This window comes from Halomonas sp. KAO, from assembly GCF_015595025.1.
Classification (GTDB): domain Bacteria; phylum Pseudomonadota; class Gammaproteobacteria; order Pseudomonadales; family Halomonadaceae; genus Halomonas.
Genome location: NZ_JADNRL010000019.1, coordinates 558564 through 576036, shown reverse-complemented (window position 1 = coordinate 576036; position 17473 = coordinate 558564). Strand labels below are relative to the sequence as shown.

Here is a 17473-nt window from a genome sequence, read left to right as displayed (position 1 = left end):
GGCGAGCCACCGAGAACCAGGGGTCGAGCACCTCCCCGTAGGCGCCGTAACCGTAGAGCAGGGTCGGAAGAGGGTGGCCGACCCGGTCGGCTCGCATTACCACCGAGACGGGGATGCGCTCCCCGTCGTGGGAGATGGCCCACAGCCGTTCACAGGCGAGCTGCTCGGGCTTGAGGTCGCCGTGAACGGGCTGCTGCTTGAGCAGGCGACGCTCGCCGCTGTCGAGGTCGAGCTCCACCCAGCTCGCCGGCAATATGAAGGACTCCTCGCACAGGCGCAGGCGACGACTATCGAAGTGGGGAGCATCGCCGAGTGCCAGGCTGCAGGGCGTCTCCGGCAGCGGCAGGCGCTCGTCTCGGGTAGCGAGATGTTCGGAGTCGAGCTCCATGACCCGCAGGTGTACCTGGGCCTGGTCATGGTCGCGCTCGGTGATCACCATACCCCAGCTAAAGGCATCGATTCCCTCCAGGGTGTGATGGTCGCGATGGGGAATCAGAGGCTGCCAGCATCCGGTATCGGCGGCCACCTCGAGAGATGTCTCGGGCACTCTGTCGAGCCGAAAATGGGGGGCGCCGCGGTTGTGCAGCAGGTAGAAGTGGCCGGGGCGGTGGTCCAGCGCGAGTTCCACGCCGCTCTCGCGGGGGCGGAAGCAGCGCGGCGGTGTGGCCGGCGCCCGGGCCGGTATCAGGTGGCACTCGCTGGTATCCTTGGAGGCGCTCTCCAGCACCAGCCACTCCCGGGAGCGTGTCTTGCCCAGTCCCAGCCAGAACTCGGGGTCCTCCTCGCGCAGTACCAGAACCGGCTCGTCCGCCACCCCCTCGTCCAACCCCAGGCGCCATATGCTCTCGGGACGCTGGGTCGCGTCATGGCGGGTGAACAGCAGGGTGACGTTGTCCTCGGCCCAGCTCAGCTCGGCGCCGATATCCTCCAGCAGGCGTACGGGGGCTCCATCGGGCAGCCGGACCAGGAAGAGGTCGAACCTCTCGTCGCCGGTGGTGTCTTCGGTCCACGCCAGCCAGCGCTCGTCCGGGGACAGGGCCATGTCGCCGAGCTCGAGGAAGTCGTGGGCTGCGGCACGCGCCTCCAGATCGAGGAAGGGCGCGGCGCGGTAGGGCTCGCCGTTGGGGTGGCGCCACCACACCGGGTAGTCGGCGTCGGCCGCGGTCTCGCTCCAGTAGGTGTAGTGGTCCAGTGGGGTGCGCAGGCCATGCACGGCAAGCTCGCGACGCGCGAGGTGGCCGTGGTAGAGCCGTTCCACCAGCGACTCCAGGGGACTGAACCAGGCATCGCACTCGGCATTGGCGGCCTCAAGGAAGTCGGTGACTCCCGAGTCCTCGCGCTGCTCCAGCCAGTGCCACTCGGGGTCTTCTGGTCGGCGGAAGCGGGAGGCCGGTGAGGTAGTGGAGTGCTCAAGGCGCTTTGGCGGCTGTGCTTTCATGGCGCGGGATGTACCATACTCGGATAAGTGAAAAGTGAGGTGGCAATGCCTATTACCGAATCGATGAGCCTACTATGGCTGAGCTACGGCGTCTTGTCGCTGGTGATACTGCTCACCGGCTACCTGGGGCTGGCTTTCCTGCCAAGACTGCTGAGGCTGCCGATCACCTGGCTGGTGGCCGGTGTGATGTGGATGCCAGCGCGTTTTCAGCTCCCGCTGCTTGAGGAGGGAGATGTCTACACTGGTTTCGCCCCGGCGGTGGTCGTGGCGACGGTGGCCTTTCTCGAACGCAACAGCGAGGCGCTGATGCCGGCCCTTATCCTGACGCTCCTGGGTGCCGGGCTGGGGATGCTCTTCGGACTGTTGCTGTGGTGGCGAGGCAGGCGCCCCAGCAAGCCGGTTACCCGGGAAGAGCATGAGAGTGAGAATAAGGCGGCTGATGGTCCGCGTGGTGCCGTACGGCGGGAGCCGGTGATCGGCCAGGGGTGATCGTCGAACCAGGGGTGATCGAATAAGGAGGCCGGGATGGCCAGCAGAGTCCGGGGCAGGGCAGGGCGCATGGGCACCAGGCTGGTGCTCACCTTCCTGTGTGCACTGGCTCCCGCCGTGCTGGCACAGCCGGTCGGGGACCGCCCCGAGGTACGAGTGATCATCGACGTATCGGGCAGCATGCGCGCCAACGATCCGGATCGTCTCCGGGCCAGCGCCCTCGAGCTGCTGGTATCGCTGCTGCCCGAGGGCACCTCCGCCGGTGTCTGGACCTTCGGCGAGACGGTGGCCAACCCACTGCCGTCGGGTGAGGTGAATGCCGACTGGCGGCGACGGGCTCAGGCGCTGGGACCCGCGCTGGCAGGCGTGCAGCCCTATACCGATATCGAAGCCGCGGTGCGCCGCGCCGCGGCGCCTGCTGCCGAGGGCTGGCGCCACCTGGTCCTGCTGACCGATGGGGTGATCGACCTGCCCCCAGCGCGAGGCTCCAAGCCCGAGGTGGATGTGGCCTCGCGTCGGGAGTTGCTCGACGAACTGGCGGTGGAGCTTGCCGATTCCGGGGTGGTCGTGCACGCCATCGCCTTCTCCGATCAGGCCGATATGGCCCTGGTAGAGTCGCTTTCCCGTACCACCGGTGGTCTGCCCGCCCCGGTCGCGTCTCCCGAGAGTCTGCTCGTCGCCTTTCTGGATATCGTCGAGCGCATCTTTCCCACCGACCGTATTCCTCTGGAGGACGGGCGCTTTCATATAGAGCCGGGTGTCGAGGCCTTCTCGGCGCTGCTCTTCCACGCCCCCGATGCCGAGCCGCTGGTGCTGGTGGGACCGCAGGGCCGCGAGTATCGCGCCACCACACCGCCCGCAGGGTGGCGCTGGAAGGTGGAGCCGCGCTTCGATCTGCTGAGGGTGCCCGATCCTATGTCCGGCGAGTGGCGTGTCGAGGGCGAGGTTGTCGAGCAGAGTCGCATCGGCGTCACGTCGGCGCTGGCCCTGCGTACCGGAGTGCTGCCGGCCACGGCCTTCCTGGGCTTCCCGTTGCCGATAGAGGCCTGGCTCGAGCGGAATGGCGTACCCTACACAGACGAGCTCGAGGGGCTCTCGTTGCGTGCCGACCTCGCCGCCGCCGATGGTGAGGTGCGGGGCACGACACGACTCGCCCGCGACGGCGAACGCTTTCGTGGCGAGCTGCCAGCGCCCGTCCGGGCGGGTAGCGCGCGCCTGGTGATCACGGCCGAGGCCGAGGGGATGGTCCGCCAACGCAGCCAGGCGATCAACCTGCTGGCCCCTCTCGAGGCCATCCATCAGCCCGAGTCGCGGCGCGTGGTGCTGAGCGCTCGCCATCCCGAGCTGGCTCATCACAACACGCGCCCCTGGGCGGAGCTGGCCGGGGAGCGCCTCGAGGCCGAGCCCCAGGGCGAGCGGCGTTGGGTGATCGCCCTGCCCGAACTGGATGACAGCGTCAGTCGCCCCCTGAAGCTGGGCGCCGATGTGCGCCTGGAGCAGCAGACTCATCGGCTGCGTCTGCCACCACTGATGCTGTTTGCCGACTCTGCCACCGGCCTCGACCTGGCCAGCGGGCGTGGCGAGCTCTCGGCCGAGCGCTTCCACCAGGACCTGGCCGCCGGTCATGGGAGAGACGAGGCTGGTGGTGTCGTCGAACGGTTCATTGTGGCTATCAATGAAGGGGTCGCGTCCGGGGTTGATCAGTGGCGCACCAGCTGGCAGCCGCGGCTAGCGGTGCTGGCCGCCAGGCCGCTGGTCTGGGCGCTGGTCGGCGGCACTGTTCTGATAGTGATGCTGCTGTTCGTGTTACGCGGTCGTCGCCAGCGGCGGCGTCCTGCCCATCGGGAGGATCCCCATGTGTGAATTGTTGGGCATGAGTGCCAATGTGCCGACCGACATCTGCTTCAGCTTTACCGGTTTCCTGCACCGGGGCGGGGGTACCGGGCCGCATCGCGACGGCTGGGGAATCGCCTTCTACGAGGAGGGCGGCTACCGCGACTTTCGCGACCCGCACCCCTCGGTGCGCTCGCCCATCGCGCGCCTGATCTGTGACTATCCGATCAAGTCCCATATCGTGATCAGCCATATTCGCCAGGCCAATGTGGGGCAGGTGCGGCTCGCCAATACCCACCCGTTTGTTCGCGAGATGTGGGGACAGCCGTGGTGCTATGCCCATAACGGTCAGCTCGATGGGTGGCAGTCGCTGCCTCACTCCTTCTATCGCCCGGTAGGGGGGACCGACAGCGAGCACGCCTTCTGTTGGTTGCTGGGCGAGCTGCGCCGCGGCTTCCCTAAGCGCCCCGAGAACGCAGAGCAACGCCAGGCCTTGTGGCGCTTGCTCCATGAGCTATGCGAACGGCTCCGGGGGTTGGGGGTATTCAATCTGCTGCTGGCCGATGGTGACTATCTCTACACCTACTGCTCCACCAAGCTGGCCCATATCACCCGGCGTGCCCCCTTTGGCAGTGCGAGCTTGTCGGATGCCGAGCTGACGGTAAATTTCGCCGAACATACCACCAGCCGCGATATTGTCTCGGTGATCGCCACCGAGCCGCTGACCGATAACGAGGCCTGGGAGCGGATGGCGCCCGGCGAGCTGCTGGTATGGCGAGATGGTCAGATCCAGGCTCGCCTTGGCCATCGCGAGGAGGCATGCAACGCGCCAGGTCAAGAATTTAAACAAGAGTTTTAATCAATCGTTTTGCAGCGCGACAGGCACGGTAGTAAGGTAGCCTCGAGACAACAAGAAGCGTCGATGTCATATCGTCGATACTGCGGAGACACGTGATGAGTGAACATGCCCACGCCCCCATTCTCGAAGGCCCCGAGCTTAAAGGCATGGAGGCGTATCGATCGGTTACCGATATCTTTCACACGGCGGTGGGCAAGTATGCCGACAAGCCTGCCTTCAGTTGCATGGGGCAGACACTGAGCTTCGCCGACCTGGAGCGTCTCTCGGGTGACTTCGCAGCCTGGCTACAGCATGAGACCACCCTGCAGCCAGGCGATCGCATCGCCATCCAGCTGCCCAATCTGCTGCAGTTTCCGGTGGCGGTATTCGGTGCCATGCGCGCCGGCCTGGTAGTGGTCAATACCAATCCGCTCTACACCGAGCGTGAGATGGCCCACCAGTTCAAGGATTCGGGCGCCAAGGCGATCGTGATACTCGCCAACATGGCAGGCAAGCTCGAGAAGATCCTCGATCGTACCGATATCCAGCACGTGGTGGTGACCGAGCTTGCGGATCTGCATGGCTTTCCCAAGCGGCCGCTGATCAACCTGGCGGTCAAGCACCTCAAGAAGCTGGTGCCGGCCTATCGACTTCCCGGCCACACGCCAATGCGCCAGGCCCTCAAGGCAGGAAGCGCTCGCCAGCATCGCGAAGTGGAGCGGGAGCTCGATGATGTGGCCGCACTGCAGTACACCGGAGGGACCACGGGCCTGGCCAAGGGCACCATGCTGACCCATCGTAACCTGGTGGCCAACATGGTTCAGGCCGGTCAGGCCATCGGCCCGGGTCTCGAACACGGCAAGGAGGTGGTGATCGCGCCGCTGCCGGTCTACCACATCTATACCTTTACGGTGAACTGCCTGTTTCTGATGGAGACCGGCAACCACTCACTGTTGATCACCAACCCGCGGGATCTGCCGGGGTTCGTGAAGGAGCTGCGCAAGGTGCCCTTCACCGCCTTTATCGGTCTCAACACCCTGTTCAATGCCCTGTGCAACCGCGAGGATTTCCGTTCCCTGGACTTCTCTCGCCTGCACCTGACCATCTCCGGGGGCATGGCGCTGACCAGGTCGGTGGCCGAACGCTGGAAGGAGGTCACCGGCTGCGAGATTGCCGAGGGCTACGGGCTTACCGAGACCTCTCCGGTGGTCAGCTTCAACCCCGTCGACGCGATACAGCTGGGGACCATCGGCAAGCCGGTGGCGGGAACCCGGGTCAAGGTCGTGGATGCCGATGGCAACGACCTGGCGTTCGGGGAGCCGGGCGAGCTCTGCGTCCAGGGGCCCCAGGTCATGAAGGGGTACTGGAACCGTGATGACGAGACCGCTCAGGTGATCGATGCGGGGGGGTGGTTCCACACCGGAGATATCGCCGTGCTGCAGGAAGACGGCTATATCCGCATCGTCGACCGCAAGAAGGACATGATTCTGGTCTCGGGCTTCAACGTCTATCCCAACGAGATCGAGGACGTGGTGGCGCAGCATCCCGACGTGCTGGAGGCAGCGGCGGTGGGGGTGCCCGATGCTGCCAGCGGCGAGACGATCAAGTTGTTCGTGGTGCCCCGCGGCAGCGCCGAGATCGACCCCGAGGCGTTGCGCGCCTGGTGCAAGAAGCAGCTCACCGGCTACAAGGTGCCGCGGGTCGTCGAGGTGCGCGACGAGCTGCCCAAGACGAATGTGGGCAAGGTGCTGCGTCGCCAACTCAGGGATGAGGAGCGGGAGAAGGCCGGCAAGGGCGACTGAGCCCCCGCCCTCGATTGGCCGCCGCTGTGGCCGCGGCGTTACAATAGGGCGCCCGCGTCGGAGTCTCCGGCGCGGGCTTTGTTGTCATCCCTAAGTACCAGCCCCTAGTTGTCAGTCCTTACCGGAGTCGCCGTGCCCGACGAGACCCCTGCCATCACCTCACAAAGCCTGTCCGATGCCGAGCGACTGCGCCAGTTGCGTCTCGGGCTGGATAGCGTGCTGTTGCGCGACCACCCGAGCCTGGAAAAGCGCCTCAAGGGGCTGTCGCGTCGCCTCAAGGAGGGCAAGCCGGTGGATCGCGGCCTGGCCGAGGTGGAAAAAGCCATGGCGCGTTCTCGCGGCCTGGTGGAGCGCCGTACGGCCCGGCCGGTAACGCTCAACTACCCGCCTGAGCTGCCGGTGGTAGAGCGTCGCGAGGATATCCTGGCGGCCCTTCGCGACCATCAGGTGGTAGTGGTGGCCGGCGAGACCGGCTCCGGCAAGACCACCCAGCTGCCCAAGCTCTGCCTGGAGCTTGGGCTGGGGCGGCGCGGGCTGATCGGCCATACCCAGCCACGCCGGCTGGCCGCCCGTTCGGTCGCCACGCGACTGGCCGAGGAACTCGAGACACCGCTGGGCGAGCAGGTGGGCTACCAGGTGCGCTTCACCGATCAGAGCGGCGATGACACCCTGGTCAAGCTGATGACCGACGGCATCCTGCTGGCCGAGACACGACACGACCCGGACCTGCGCCGTTACGAGGCGATCATCATCGACGAGGCCCACGAACGCAGCCTCAATATCGACTTCCTGCTCGGCTATCTGCGCCGGCTGCTGCCGCGGCGTCCCGACCTCAAGGTGATCATCACCTCGGCGACCATCGATGTGGAGCGCTTCGCCGCGCACTTCGCCCTGCCAGGCGCCGAGGGGGAGGCGACACACGCGCCGGTGGTGGAGGTCTCGGGACGCACCTACCCGGTCGAGGTGCGCTACCGACCGCTGGTGCGCGAGGCCGATGACGAAGAGGACCGCACCCTGCAGGAGGGGATCCTCCACGCCGTGGAGGAGATCGAGCGGATCGAGCGCGAGAAGGGGTGGCGTCATGGCCCCCGCGATGTGCTGGTGTTTCTGCCCGGTGAGCGCGAAATCCGCGAAACCGCCGACACCCTGCGGCGTGCCGATCTGCGTGGCACCGAGGTCCTGCCGCTCTATGCGCGGCTCTCCAATGCCGAACAGAATCGGGTCTTCGCCCCCCATGCCGGTCGGCGTATCGTGCTCTCCACCAACGTCGCCGAGACCTCGCTTACCGTGCCGGGCATCCGTTATGTGATCGATCCCGGCCTGGTGCGCATCAGTCGCTACAGCTACCGCTCCAAGATCCAGCGTCTGCCGGTAGAGCCGGTCAGTCAGGCCAGCGCCAATCAGCGCAAGGGGCGCTGCGGGCGTATTGCCGAGGGTGTATGCATTCGCCTCTATGACGAGGAGGACTTCCTCGCCCGCCCCGCCTTCACCGATCCCGAGATCCGGCGTACCAATCTGGCCTCGGTGATCCTCTCGATGCTGTCGCTCAAGCTTGGCAGCATCGAGGCGTTTCCCTTCGTCGACCCGCCGGATGCGCGCTTCATCACCGATGGTTTCAAGCTGCTGTTCGAGCTGGGCGCGGTCGACCAGGCAAGCCGCCTGACCCCCATCGGACGCAAGCTGGCCCGACTGCCCATCGACCCGCGCCTGGCGCGCATGGTGCTGGCCGGTGCCGAGCAGGGCGGGCTGCGTGATGTGCTGATCGTGGTGGCGGGCCTGGCGGTGCAGGACCCCCGTGACCGCCCGGCGGACAAGCGCCAGGCCGCGGACCAGGCTCACCGTCGCTGGCAGGATCCCGAGTCCGACTTCATGGCGCTGCTCAACCTCTGGCACGGTTTCGAGGCCGCCCGGGAAGAGCTCTCCGGCAATCGTCTCCGGCGCTGGTGCAAGGAGCGCTACATCAACTACCTGCGTATGCGCGAGTGGCAGGATACCTTCCGACAGCTGCGCCAGCTGCTGCGCGACATGCAGATCGAGGTGCCGCCACCGGCGCCTCTTCCCGTGGCCGGTGAGGGTGAGCCCACGGAGGCCACCCGTGAGGCGCGGCGTCAGAGCAGCGTGGCGCTGCATCGTGCGCTGCTGCCGGGGCTGCTCTCCCACCTGGGACTGCTCACCGAGAATCGCGACTACCTGGGGGCGCGCAATCGCAAGTTCGTGATCCACCCGGGGTCGGGGTTGGCCAAGAAGTCGCCCAAGTGGCTGATGGCCTTCGAACTGGTGGAGACCACGCGGCTCTTTGCCCGCACCGTGGCGAAGATCGACCCACGCTGGATCGAGCCAGTGGCCGGCCATCTGGTCAAGCGCAGCTACGCCGACCCGCACTGGGAAATGAAGCGGGCCCAGGTCGTCGCCAGCGAGCAGGTCACCCTCTTCGGCCTGCCCATCGTCAGTGGCAGGCGGGTGCACTATGGGCCCATCGCACCGGCCGAGGCGCGGGAGCTGTTCATCCGCCGGGCCTTGGTGGAGGGAGAGTTCAGGACCCGTGGGGAGTTCTTCACCCACAACCGGGCGCTGATCGAGGAGGTCGAGGATCTCGAGGATCGTGCTCGCAAGCGCGATATCCTGGTCGACGAGGAGAGCCTGTTTGCCTTCTACGATGAGCGCATCCCCGCCGAGATCCATCACGGCAAGGGCTTCGAGGCCTGGCGCAGCAAGGCCGAGCGCGACGATCCCGGCATCCTCAAGTTCGATCGGGATGCCCTGCTGGCCCGGGAGGCCAGCGAGGTCACCGCCAGCGACTATCCGGATGCGCTCTCGCTCAACGGGGTGCGCTACCCTCTCGACTACCACTTCGAACCGGGAGCGGTGGACGACGGGGTCACCCTCACCGTGCCGGCGGCGATGCTGCCTCAGCTGCCGCTGGCACGGCTGGAGTGGCTGGTGCCGGGCCTGCTGCGCGAGAAGTGCATCGCCCTGATGAAGTCGCTGCCCAAGTCGGTGCGACGCCAGGTGGTGCCGATCCCCGACTGGGTCGATGCCGCCCTGGAGGCCATGGTTCCCGATGATGTGCCGCTGACCGAGGCGCTGGGCGAGTTCCTGCGCCGCAGAACCGGCGTGCGGCTGCAACCCGATGACTGGCGCCTGGATCAACTCGACCCTCACCTGGTGATGAACCTGCGGGTGGTGGATCACGCCGGTGAGCCCCTGGGGCAGGGGCGTGATGCTCGTGAACTGGAGCGGCGCTTCGAGGCGGCCGCGGGGGAGGGCGCCCGGGCCCTGGCGCGACAGGCGAGTGTGGCCGATGACCTGGAAGGCCTGCCCGCGGAGGGGCTTCCCGAGTCTCGGGTGACCACTCAGGCGGGCATTCGTGTCGAGGCCTTCCCGGCGCTGGTGCCCGGGGGGGATGCCTTCCGGGTGGAGCTCTTCGATCATCCCGACAAGGCGCGTCAGGCGCATCGCGATGGCATCGTGACGTTGGCCATGCGCGAACTGCCCCAGGTCGTGCGCGAGATCGAGCGGCTCAAGGGGGTGGAGACCTGTGCGCTGCTGTTTGCCAAGGTGGGCAGCCGTCGTCAGTTCGCCGATGATCTGGTGCGTGCGGTGTTCGCCGGCACGCTGGCGGTGGCGCCGCTGCCGCGCTCCAGCGCCGACTTCGAGGCGCGCCTGGCACAATATCGGGAGGCGCTGCTGCCCGAGGCCAGGCGGCGCCTGGCCATCGTCGAGGATGCCCTGAAGGGCCATCTGGCCGTGACCAAGGCGCTGAAAGGCAACCTGAATCTGGCCCTGGCCCTGGTCTACTCTGATCTCAAGGCCCAGATGAGTCGTCTCGTGCACCCCGGCTTTATCAGTGAGGCAGGCGAGTGGCTGGAAGCGTATCCTCGCTATATGGAGGCGGCGCTGATTCGTCTGGAGAAGGCCGCACGGGAGCGCAATCGTGACCAGATGCATATGCAGCAGGTTCAGGAGCTCGAGGCGCGGTTGGCCGCGCGGCTCGAGAGCGAGCGCCGCGGCGGCATGGTGCCGCCCGAGCTTGATGAATTTCGCTGGTGGATCGAGGAGCTGCGCGTCTCGCTCTTCGCCCAGCAGCTGGGCACCGCCTTCCCCGTATCCGCGAAGCGGCTCGAGAGGCGCTGGGCAGAGATTACCGGGCGCGGGTGAGCGCCCCGTCACAATGGTCGTCGCGGCGACCCTGGCGGTCGCGGCCGCCGCAAGGAGAATGCATGAATCAAGTGGTGATAACCGGCACGGGACTCTATACGCCGGAGCACAGCATCGACAACGATGCCCTGGTGGCCTCGTTCAATGCCTGGGTGGATGCCGAGAACACGCGCCGTGAACGGGCCGGCGACGAGGAGCGCCTGGCGCACTCGAGCAGTGAGTTTATCGTCAAGGCGTCGGGCATCCACAGCCGCCATGTGCTCGATGCCGCGGGCATCCTCGATCCCGAGCGCATGCGCCCCAGGCTTCGTGAGCGTGACAACGACGAGCCCTCGATCCAGTGCGAGATGGGCGCCAGGGCCGCCCGCGAGGCCCTGGAGCGCGCCGGCCTTTCGGCCGACGCAATCGATCTGGTCATCGTCGGCTGCTCCAACCTGGAGCGTCCCTATCCGGCGCTGGCGGTGGAGCTGCAGGCCGAGCTGGGGGCCGGTGGCTACGCCTTCGACATGAACGTTGCCTGCTCCTCGGCCACCTTCGCCATCGAGACGGCGGCCAACGCCATCCGCGCCGGCAGCGCCAGTCGTGCCCTGGTGATCAATCCCGAGATCTGCTCGGCGCACCTCAACTTCCGGGATCGCGACAGTCACTTCATCTTCGGTGATGCCTGCACGGCGATCGTGCTGGAGCGTGACGACCTGGCCACTGCCACGGAGCGCTTCGAGATCCTCGGCACCCGTCTGGTGACACGCTTCTCCAATGCGATCCGCAACAATGCCGGCTTCCTGAATCGCGTGACCGATGCCGATCCGTTGGCCGTGGACAAGCTCTTCGTGCAGGAGGGGCGGCGGGTCTTCAAGGAGGTGTGCCCGATGGTGGCGACGCTGATCCGTGATCATCTGCAGAGCCTGGGGCTGGGGGGCGATGACCTGGCCCGCCTGTGGCTGCACCAGGCCAACCGGCACATGAACGATCTGATCGCTCGTCGCGTGCTGGGGCGTGACCCCGATGAGCATGAGGCGCCGGTGATCCTCGACCGCTATGCCAACACGAGCTCGGCAGGCTCGATCATCGCCTTCCATCTGCACCGGGGTGATCTGGCCGCCGGCGACAATGGCGTGATCTGCTCGTTCGGTGCCGGCTACAGTGCCGGCAGCGTGGTGGTTCGGCGCGTCTGATACCAGAAATTCAGGGAGATGATGATGAGCGATGCCAAGGGGCACGAAAGACGGGTATGGCGTGGAGTGCTGGCGCTGGCTGTTGCCGGGCTATTGGCCGGATGCGCGAGCGGTGGCACGCAGCAGGAGCGTCATCCCGATGACCCCTGGGAAGGCTTCAACCGCAAGGTGTTCGCCTTCAATGATGTGCTGGACCGTTATGCGCTCAAGCCGGTGGCACGGGCCTACCGCTTCGTCACGCCGGACCCGGTGGAGACCGGCGTGGGTAATGTCTTCTCCAACCTGGGTGAGCCGCGTACCGCGCTCAACAGCCTGCTGCAGGGCAAGCCTCGCAATGCCAGTGTTGCCACGGCGCGTTTCCTGATCAACACCACGGTGGGCGTGGGGGGACTGTGGGACGTCGCCAGCCGCCTGGAGGTCACCGGCAGGGAGGAGGACTTCGGCCAGACCCTCGGCGTCTGGGGGTGGGAGGAGTCGCGCTACCTGGTACTGCCGCTGTTCGGTCCTAGCACCGTGCGTGATGCCGGTGGCCGACCCGTGGACATGTACTCCTACCCGACGACCTATATCGAGGATGACGAAACACGCCTGGGGCTGACGGCGCTGCGTCTCGTCGACACGCGGGCGGGCCTACTCGATCAGGAGTCGCTGATCCAGGGGGATCGCTACAGCTTTGTGCGTGATGCCTGGCTGCAGCAGCGTCGCTTCGAGGTCAGTGATGGTGAGTTGGGAGACGACCCCTTCGCCAGCGACGAATTCAATTTCGACGATGGCGATTTCGACGACGCCTTTGCCGACTGAGGCCTGAGCATGGAACGTCCCAAGCAGCTGATCGGCGTGATCGATGAGCCGGGTCCGGCACGTGATGCGCTGGCCGAGACCATCGCCCGGGATGGCCTGGCGGTGGTGGCCGTCGCCGACAGTGAGGCACTGCCGCCCGAGGTGGCGCTGGCGGTGGCCCATGTGCGGGCCGTGCCGGCCGCCGACTGGCCAGCGCTATGCGAGAGCCTGCCGACCCTGGTGGTCAGCGACAGCCGCGATGCCCCGGACCTGCTCTCGGCGGTGGATGCGGGGCTGGTGGACTATATCGTGGAGCCGCGTCGCCACGGTCAGCTGCTGCGACGCATGATCCGCAAGGCGATTCGGCTGCATGACCTCGAGGAGGCACGCCGCCGCGACAAGCTGCGCCTGGAGGAGCTCAACGAGACCCTCGAGACCCATCTGGCGATGTTGCGTCTCGACCAGCAGGCCGGCGGCCAGATCCAGCGCAAGCTGCTGCCGCCCAGGCCCCAGTCCCTGGGTGGCGTCACCTGTGACTACTGGTTTGCTCCCTATCTCTACCTCTCGGGAGATTTCCTCGACTTCCACCTTCTCGACGAGCGCTATCTGCTGTTCTACTTCGCCGATGTCTCGGGGCATGGGGCGTCATCGGCCTTCGTCACGGTGCTGCTCAAGTACCTGGCCAATCGTTGGCAGACCGAGTGGGATGGTGCGCACCCCGAGGCGCTGCCGGCACGCTGGCTGGCGGACCTCAACAAGGAACTGCTGGAGACCGGCATCGGCAAGCATGCCACCCTGTTTGTGGGTATCATTGACCTTGAGCGTCGCTATCTGCACTATTCGCTGGGCGCGCAGCTGCCCATGCCTCTGCTGGTGGTGGATGGCAAGGTGACCAGCCTGGCGGGCGAGGGCATGCCGGTCGGGCTCTTTCCGGGCGCCGACTACCCGACCCTGGGCTGTTCGCTGCCGGAACGCTTTCACCTGTGGCTCTGTTCGGATGGCGTTCTGGAGTGCCTGCCGGGCGATACCCTCGACTCGCGGCTGATGGAACTCGAGCGGCAGGTTCAGGCCAGCGCGACGCTGGCGGACCTCAAGGGCCAGATTGGCCTTGACCTCGCGCCGGGCGATGAGACATTGCCCGACGACCTGACGATCATGATGTTGAGCGGATTTGGCCATGCTGATTCATGAAGGGCGCATCAAGGCGGCATTCGATGCCGGCGTATTCGTCCTCAAGCTGTGCGGTGACGTACGGCTGACACTCTGTGCCACCCTGGACCGTCAGGCCCAGCAGCTGGCGAGCACCCCGGGTCTCGAGTCGCTGATCATCGACCTGCGTGACGCCAGCAACGTGGACTCCACCGCGCTGGGCTTTCTGGCCAAGGTGGCCATGGCCGTCCAGGGGCGGCTGGCGGAGCGACCCACCATCGTGGTTGACAACCCCGACGTTCAGCGCATGCTGGATGTGATGGGTTTCTCGCGTTTCTTCACCATGGTGGAATCGCCCATCACCGAGGTCTGTGAGCTCTGCGATCTGCCCGAGATCCCCACCGATGTCGAGGAGACCCGGCGGCGGATCCTCGAGGCGCATCGCATCCTGATGCGCATGAACGAGCACAACCGCGAGGAGTTCCAGCCTCTCGTGGAGATGCTCGAGGCTCAGGAAGACGCCTCCCGTCAGTAGTGAGGGAAGAAACCAGTGCTAATGGTAGATAGCTCTACTCGGGGCTGATCTGGCGGCAAGACCCGGAGCGCCGGACCGACGAGGAGGCGCTGTAAACCCCTCCCTGGGCGCTACCGATGCCATCCATGGCATAGGACCTCCTCTTCGGCTTGTCCCCAGCGCCCCGCATGCACCGTAACGAGTAGAAGCCTGCAGGCTAGCCCCTTCTTAGCTCACTCAGCAGGCTTTCGAGCTTGCGCTGGTCGTCCATGAACTTGCGAATCCCCTCGGCCAGCTTCTCGGTGGCCATGGCATCCTCGTTGAATGCCCAGCGAAACTCGGCCTCGTCCAGTGGTTCCGGGGGGCGGGTCTCGGCGCCCTGGGGCGTCAGCCGTCGCTTGAGATGGCCACGGGACTCGGCAAGCTCGGCGAGCAGGGCCGGGGAGATGGTCAGGCGGTCGCAGCCCGCCAGGGCGAGAATCTCGCCGCTGTTGCGGAAGCTGGCGCCCATCACGATGGTCTGATAGCCGTGACCCTTGTAGTGCTCATAGATGCGTTTCACCGAGCGAACACCGGGGTCGTTGTCGCCGCTGAAGTCGGCCTCCGGCTGCTGTGCCTTGTGCCAGTCCAGGATGCGCCCCACGAAGGGTGAGATCAGGGTGACGCCCGCGTCGGCGCAGGCCTGTGCCTGGGTGAAGCTGAACAGCAGCGTGAGGTTGGTATGGATGTCCTCTCGCTCCAGCTGGCGTGCGGCGCGGATGCCCTCCCAGGTGGCGGCGACCTTGATCAGGATGCGCTCGGGACCCACGCCATGACGCGCGTAGCGTTCGATCAGCGAGTGGGCTCGCGCCAGGGTGGCGTCGGTATCGAAGGAGAGGCGAGCGCTCACCTCGGTGGACACATAGCCAGGCACCAGTTCGCTGATCTCGCTGCCGATTTCCACCGCCACCGCGTCCAGGGCGTCATCGAGATCGATGGCCGAACGAGCGATCTCGCCGAGACGCTGGCGGCGCGCATCCTGCTGGGCCGCCTGCAGGATCAGCGAGGGGTTGGTGGTGGCATCGCTGGGCTGGAAGCGACGGATGGCCTCGATGTCGCCGGTGTCGGCGACTACCGTGGTCATGTCCTTGAGTTGTGATAGAAGATCGTCGGCCATTGGATGCTCCTCCTTGAAGTAGATTCCCACTCTAGCAAGCTAGCCGGGGAGCGAACAGATCCGGCAGGCCGCGGCGTTATCGGTTATTATTTGCAGGCTATTTAACCCTTTCATGCTTTCCGCGAGGAGTCGCCTTGACGCTCAACGCCCGCCGCCTGGCACTGCTGGTTGCGGCCAATACCGCGCTCGCACCCTTCGCCATCGATGCCTACCTGCCGGCGATGGCCGCCCTGGCGGAGGATATCGGCGCCAGCATTCATCATACCGAACTGTCACTGTCGGCCTTTCTGGCCGGCTTTGCCCTGGGTCAGCTGATCTTCGGGCCCGTCTCCGATCGGGTGGGGCGCAAGCCGGTGCTGCTCGGTGGCCTGGTGGTGTTCCTGCTCGCCAGCCTGGTGATCACCAGCGTGGGCTCGCTGCCTGAGCTGCTGGCGTGGCGCTTCGTCCAGGCCCTGGGCGGTGGCGCCACCGTGGTCAACTCGGCGGCCATCGTGCGCGACTGCTTCCACGGTCGCGAAGCGGCCAAGGTGATGTCGACCATGGCCATCATCATGCTGATGGCGCCGCTGGCGGCGCCGGTGGTCGGCAGCGCCTTGCTCTATCTGGGCGACTGGTGGTTGATCTTCGTGTTCCTGGCCGTCTACGCGGGCTTCCTGATGTGGCTGCTGGGTACGCGCCTTCCCGAGACGCGCGCCCCCGGGCGCTTCGCGACCACGCCACGACAGGTGCTGGGCAACTACGTGTCGGTGCTGCGCGACCGCCGTGCCATGGGCTTTATCGCCGCCGCGTCGATGACATTCGCCGGCCTGTTTGCCTTCGTCACCGCCTCGCCGTTTCTCTATCTGGAGCACTTCGGGCTGACGCCCTCGCTCTATCCGCTGGTATTTGGCGTCAATGTGGTGATCATGGTGGCCGCCAACCGCCTCAATATCCGTCTGCTGAGGTGGTATACGCCGCTGCAGAACCTGCGCCTGGGCCTCGGGGTTCAACTGGTGGCGGGTCTTGGGCTGGCGTTGGTGGTGGCCACGGGGCTGGAGTCGCTGGTCACCATGGTGCCGTTGATCATGCTGTTTGCCGGCACCATCGGTCTGGTGGCCCCCAATGCGATTACCTCGCTGCTCGATCGCTTCCCGCATATGAGTGCCACGGCGGCGGCCCTGCAGGGCAGCATCCAGTTCTCCTGCGGTGCACTGGCCGGGGTCCTGGTCGGAGCCTTCGAGATCGACAGTGCCTGGCCCATGGTGGGCACCATGCTCGGGGCGACGCTGCTGGCGAACCTGGGTATTCGTGTGCTGGCAGGCACGGCAGAGCAGGAGCAGCGGGCTCATGGCTGAGCAGCTGTGGCTTGGTAGTTTCGAGATGAGCGGCGCCACCTGGCTGGGCTGTGCCCTGGTGCTGGCGCTCGGGGCCTTCGTGCAGCGTGCCACGGGCTTCGGTCTGGCGGTGGTGGGGGCCCCTCTGCTGTTGCTGCTGGAACCACGCCTGGTGCCGGTGGTGCTGGTGCTGTTCGGCTTTACCGTCTCGCTGCTGACCCTGCGCTACTACCACCATGAGGTACGCCTTGGCGAGATCGGCGCGGCCCTGGTGGGGCGATTGCCCGGCAACGGGCTGGGCGCCTGGCTGCTGCTGGCCGCCCCGATGGCAGCATTGGAAAAGCTGATCGCCGTCAGCGTGCTGTTTACCGTCGTGGTGACCCTGTTCCGCCTGCGCCTGCCGGTCAACCGCGGCACCCTGTTCGGCGCCGGCGTGCTATCCGGCCTCTTCGGCACGGTGGCGGCCATCGGTGGGCCACCGATGGTGTTGCTGCTGCATGGGTTTTCACCCGATCGCCTGCGCGGGACCCTCTCGGCCTTCTTCGTGGTGACCTCGTTGATGACCCTGGCCACCCTGGCGCTGGTCGGGCAGGTCTCGGCCTGGCAGCTGGGCATGGCCCTCAGCTTTATCCCGGCGGTGTTGTTCGGCACCTGGTTGGCCAACCGTGTCGCCCACCGCGTCGATCGTCGCCTGCTGCAGGGCGCCTCGCTGGCGCTCTGTACCCTGGCGGCGCTGGGGCTGCTTCTGTAGCGAGAGTCTTCCAGCGAGAGCCATGGGGTGCGTGGATTCTCTGATGGGCCCAGCGATGTCATAAAGCTGTCATCTGT

13 protein-coding genes are annotated in these 17473 nt (G+C 66.2%); 11 read left to right on the top strand and 2 right to left on the bottom strand.

The window, feature by feature from the left end:
* Positions 1–1438 (bottom strand): S9 family peptidase (locus tag IOC61_RS08875; RefSeq protein WP_195688476.1); only part of this gene is annotated, 1438 nt, incomplete at its 3' end.
* Positions 1439–1483: 45 nt separating this feature from the next.
* Here IOC61_RS08875 and IOC61_RS08870 point away from each other — a divergent pair.
* From IOC61_RS08870 to IOC61_RS08830, 9 genes are all read left to right on the top strand, one after another.
* Entirely contained in the window at positions 1484–1927 is a 444-nt protein-coding gene (locus IOC61_RS08870; protein ID WP_195688475.1) for a hypothetical protein, read from the top strand.
* A gap of 36 nt (positions 1928–1963) precedes the next feature.
* Entirely contained in the window at positions 1964–3790 is a 1827-nt protein-coding gene (locus tag IOC61_RS08865; protein WP_195688474.1) for a VWA domain-containing protein, read from the top strand.
* Positions 3783–4619: a class II glutamine amidotransferase gene (locus IOC61_RS08860; protein ID WP_195688473.1), complete on the top strand. Its 837-nt coding sequence runs from the start codon at positions 3783–3785 to the stop codon at positions 4617–4619. Before IOC61_RS08865 ends, IOC61_RS08860 begins: the two co-directional genes overlap by 8 nt.
* A 95-nt stretch (positions 4620–4714) precedes the next feature.
* On the top strand, positions 4715–6400 hold the full coding sequence (locus IOC61_RS08855; protein ID WP_195688472.1) for an AMP-binding protein: 1686 nt from the start codon (positions 4715–4717) through the stop codon (positions 6398–6400).
* A gap of 168 nt (positions 6401–6568) precedes the next feature.
* Positions 6569–10558, top strand: coding sequence for an ATP-dependent RNA helicase HrpA (gene hrpA / locus IOC61_RS08850; protein ID WP_229333060.1), 3990 nt, complete (start codon positions 6569–6571; stop codon positions 10556–10558).
* Positions 10559–10620: 62 nt separating this feature from the next.
* Positions 10621–11733 (top strand): beta-ketoacyl-ACP synthase III, encoded by a 1113-nt coding sequence (locus tag IOC61_RS08845; protein WP_195688471.1) that lies wholly within the window; start codon positions 10621–10623, stop codon positions 11731–11733.
* 24 nt (positions 11734–11757) lie between these two features.
* Positions 11758–12534: a VacJ family lipoprotein gene (locus tag IOC61_RS08840; protein ID WP_229333006.1), complete on the top strand. Its 777-nt coding sequence runs from the start codon at positions 11758–11760 to the stop codon at positions 12532–12534.
* A gap of 9 nt (positions 12535–12543) precedes the next feature.
* On the top strand, positions 12544–13704 hold the full coding sequence (locus IOC61_RS08835) for a PP2C family protein-serine/threonine phosphatase (RefSeq protein WP_195688469.1): 1161 nt from the start codon (positions 12544–12546) through the stop codon (positions 13702–13704).
* Positions 13691–14197, top strand: a complete 507-nt coding sequence (locus IOC61_RS08830; protein ID WP_195688468.1) for an STAS domain-containing protein — start codon at positions 13691–13693, stop codon at positions 14195–14197. Before IOC61_RS08835 ends, IOC61_RS08830 begins: the two co-directional genes overlap by 14 nt.
* Positions 14198–14393: 196 nt before the next feature.
* Here the strand turns inward: IOC61_RS08830 and tal are convergent, their stop codons facing one another.
* Positions 14394–15332 (bottom strand): transaldolase, encoded by a 939-nt coding sequence (gene tal, locus IOC61_RS08825; RefSeq protein ID WP_195688467.1) that lies wholly within the window; start codon positions 15330–15332, stop codon positions 14394–14396.
* A gap of 134 nt (positions 15333–15466) precedes the next feature.
* Between tal and IOC61_RS08820 the strand changes: the two genes are divergently transcribed.
* Together IOC61_RS08820 and IOC61_RS08815 are read left to right on the top strand one after the other, a co-directional pair.
* Positions 15467–16666 (top strand): Bcr/CflA family multidrug efflux MFS transporter, encoded by a 1200-nt coding sequence (locus tag IOC61_RS08820; protein ID WP_195688466.1) that lies wholly within the window; start codon positions 15467–15469, stop codon positions 16664–16666.
* Complete coding sequence (locus IOC61_RS08815) at positions 16659–17396, top strand: sulfite exporter TauE/SafE family protein (protein ID WP_195688465.1); 738 nt, start codon at positions 16659–16661, stop codon at positions 17394–17396. Before IOC61_RS08820 ends, IOC61_RS08815 begins: the two co-directional genes overlap by 8 nt.
* The last annotated feature ends 77 nt before the right edge of the window (positions 17397–17473 follow it).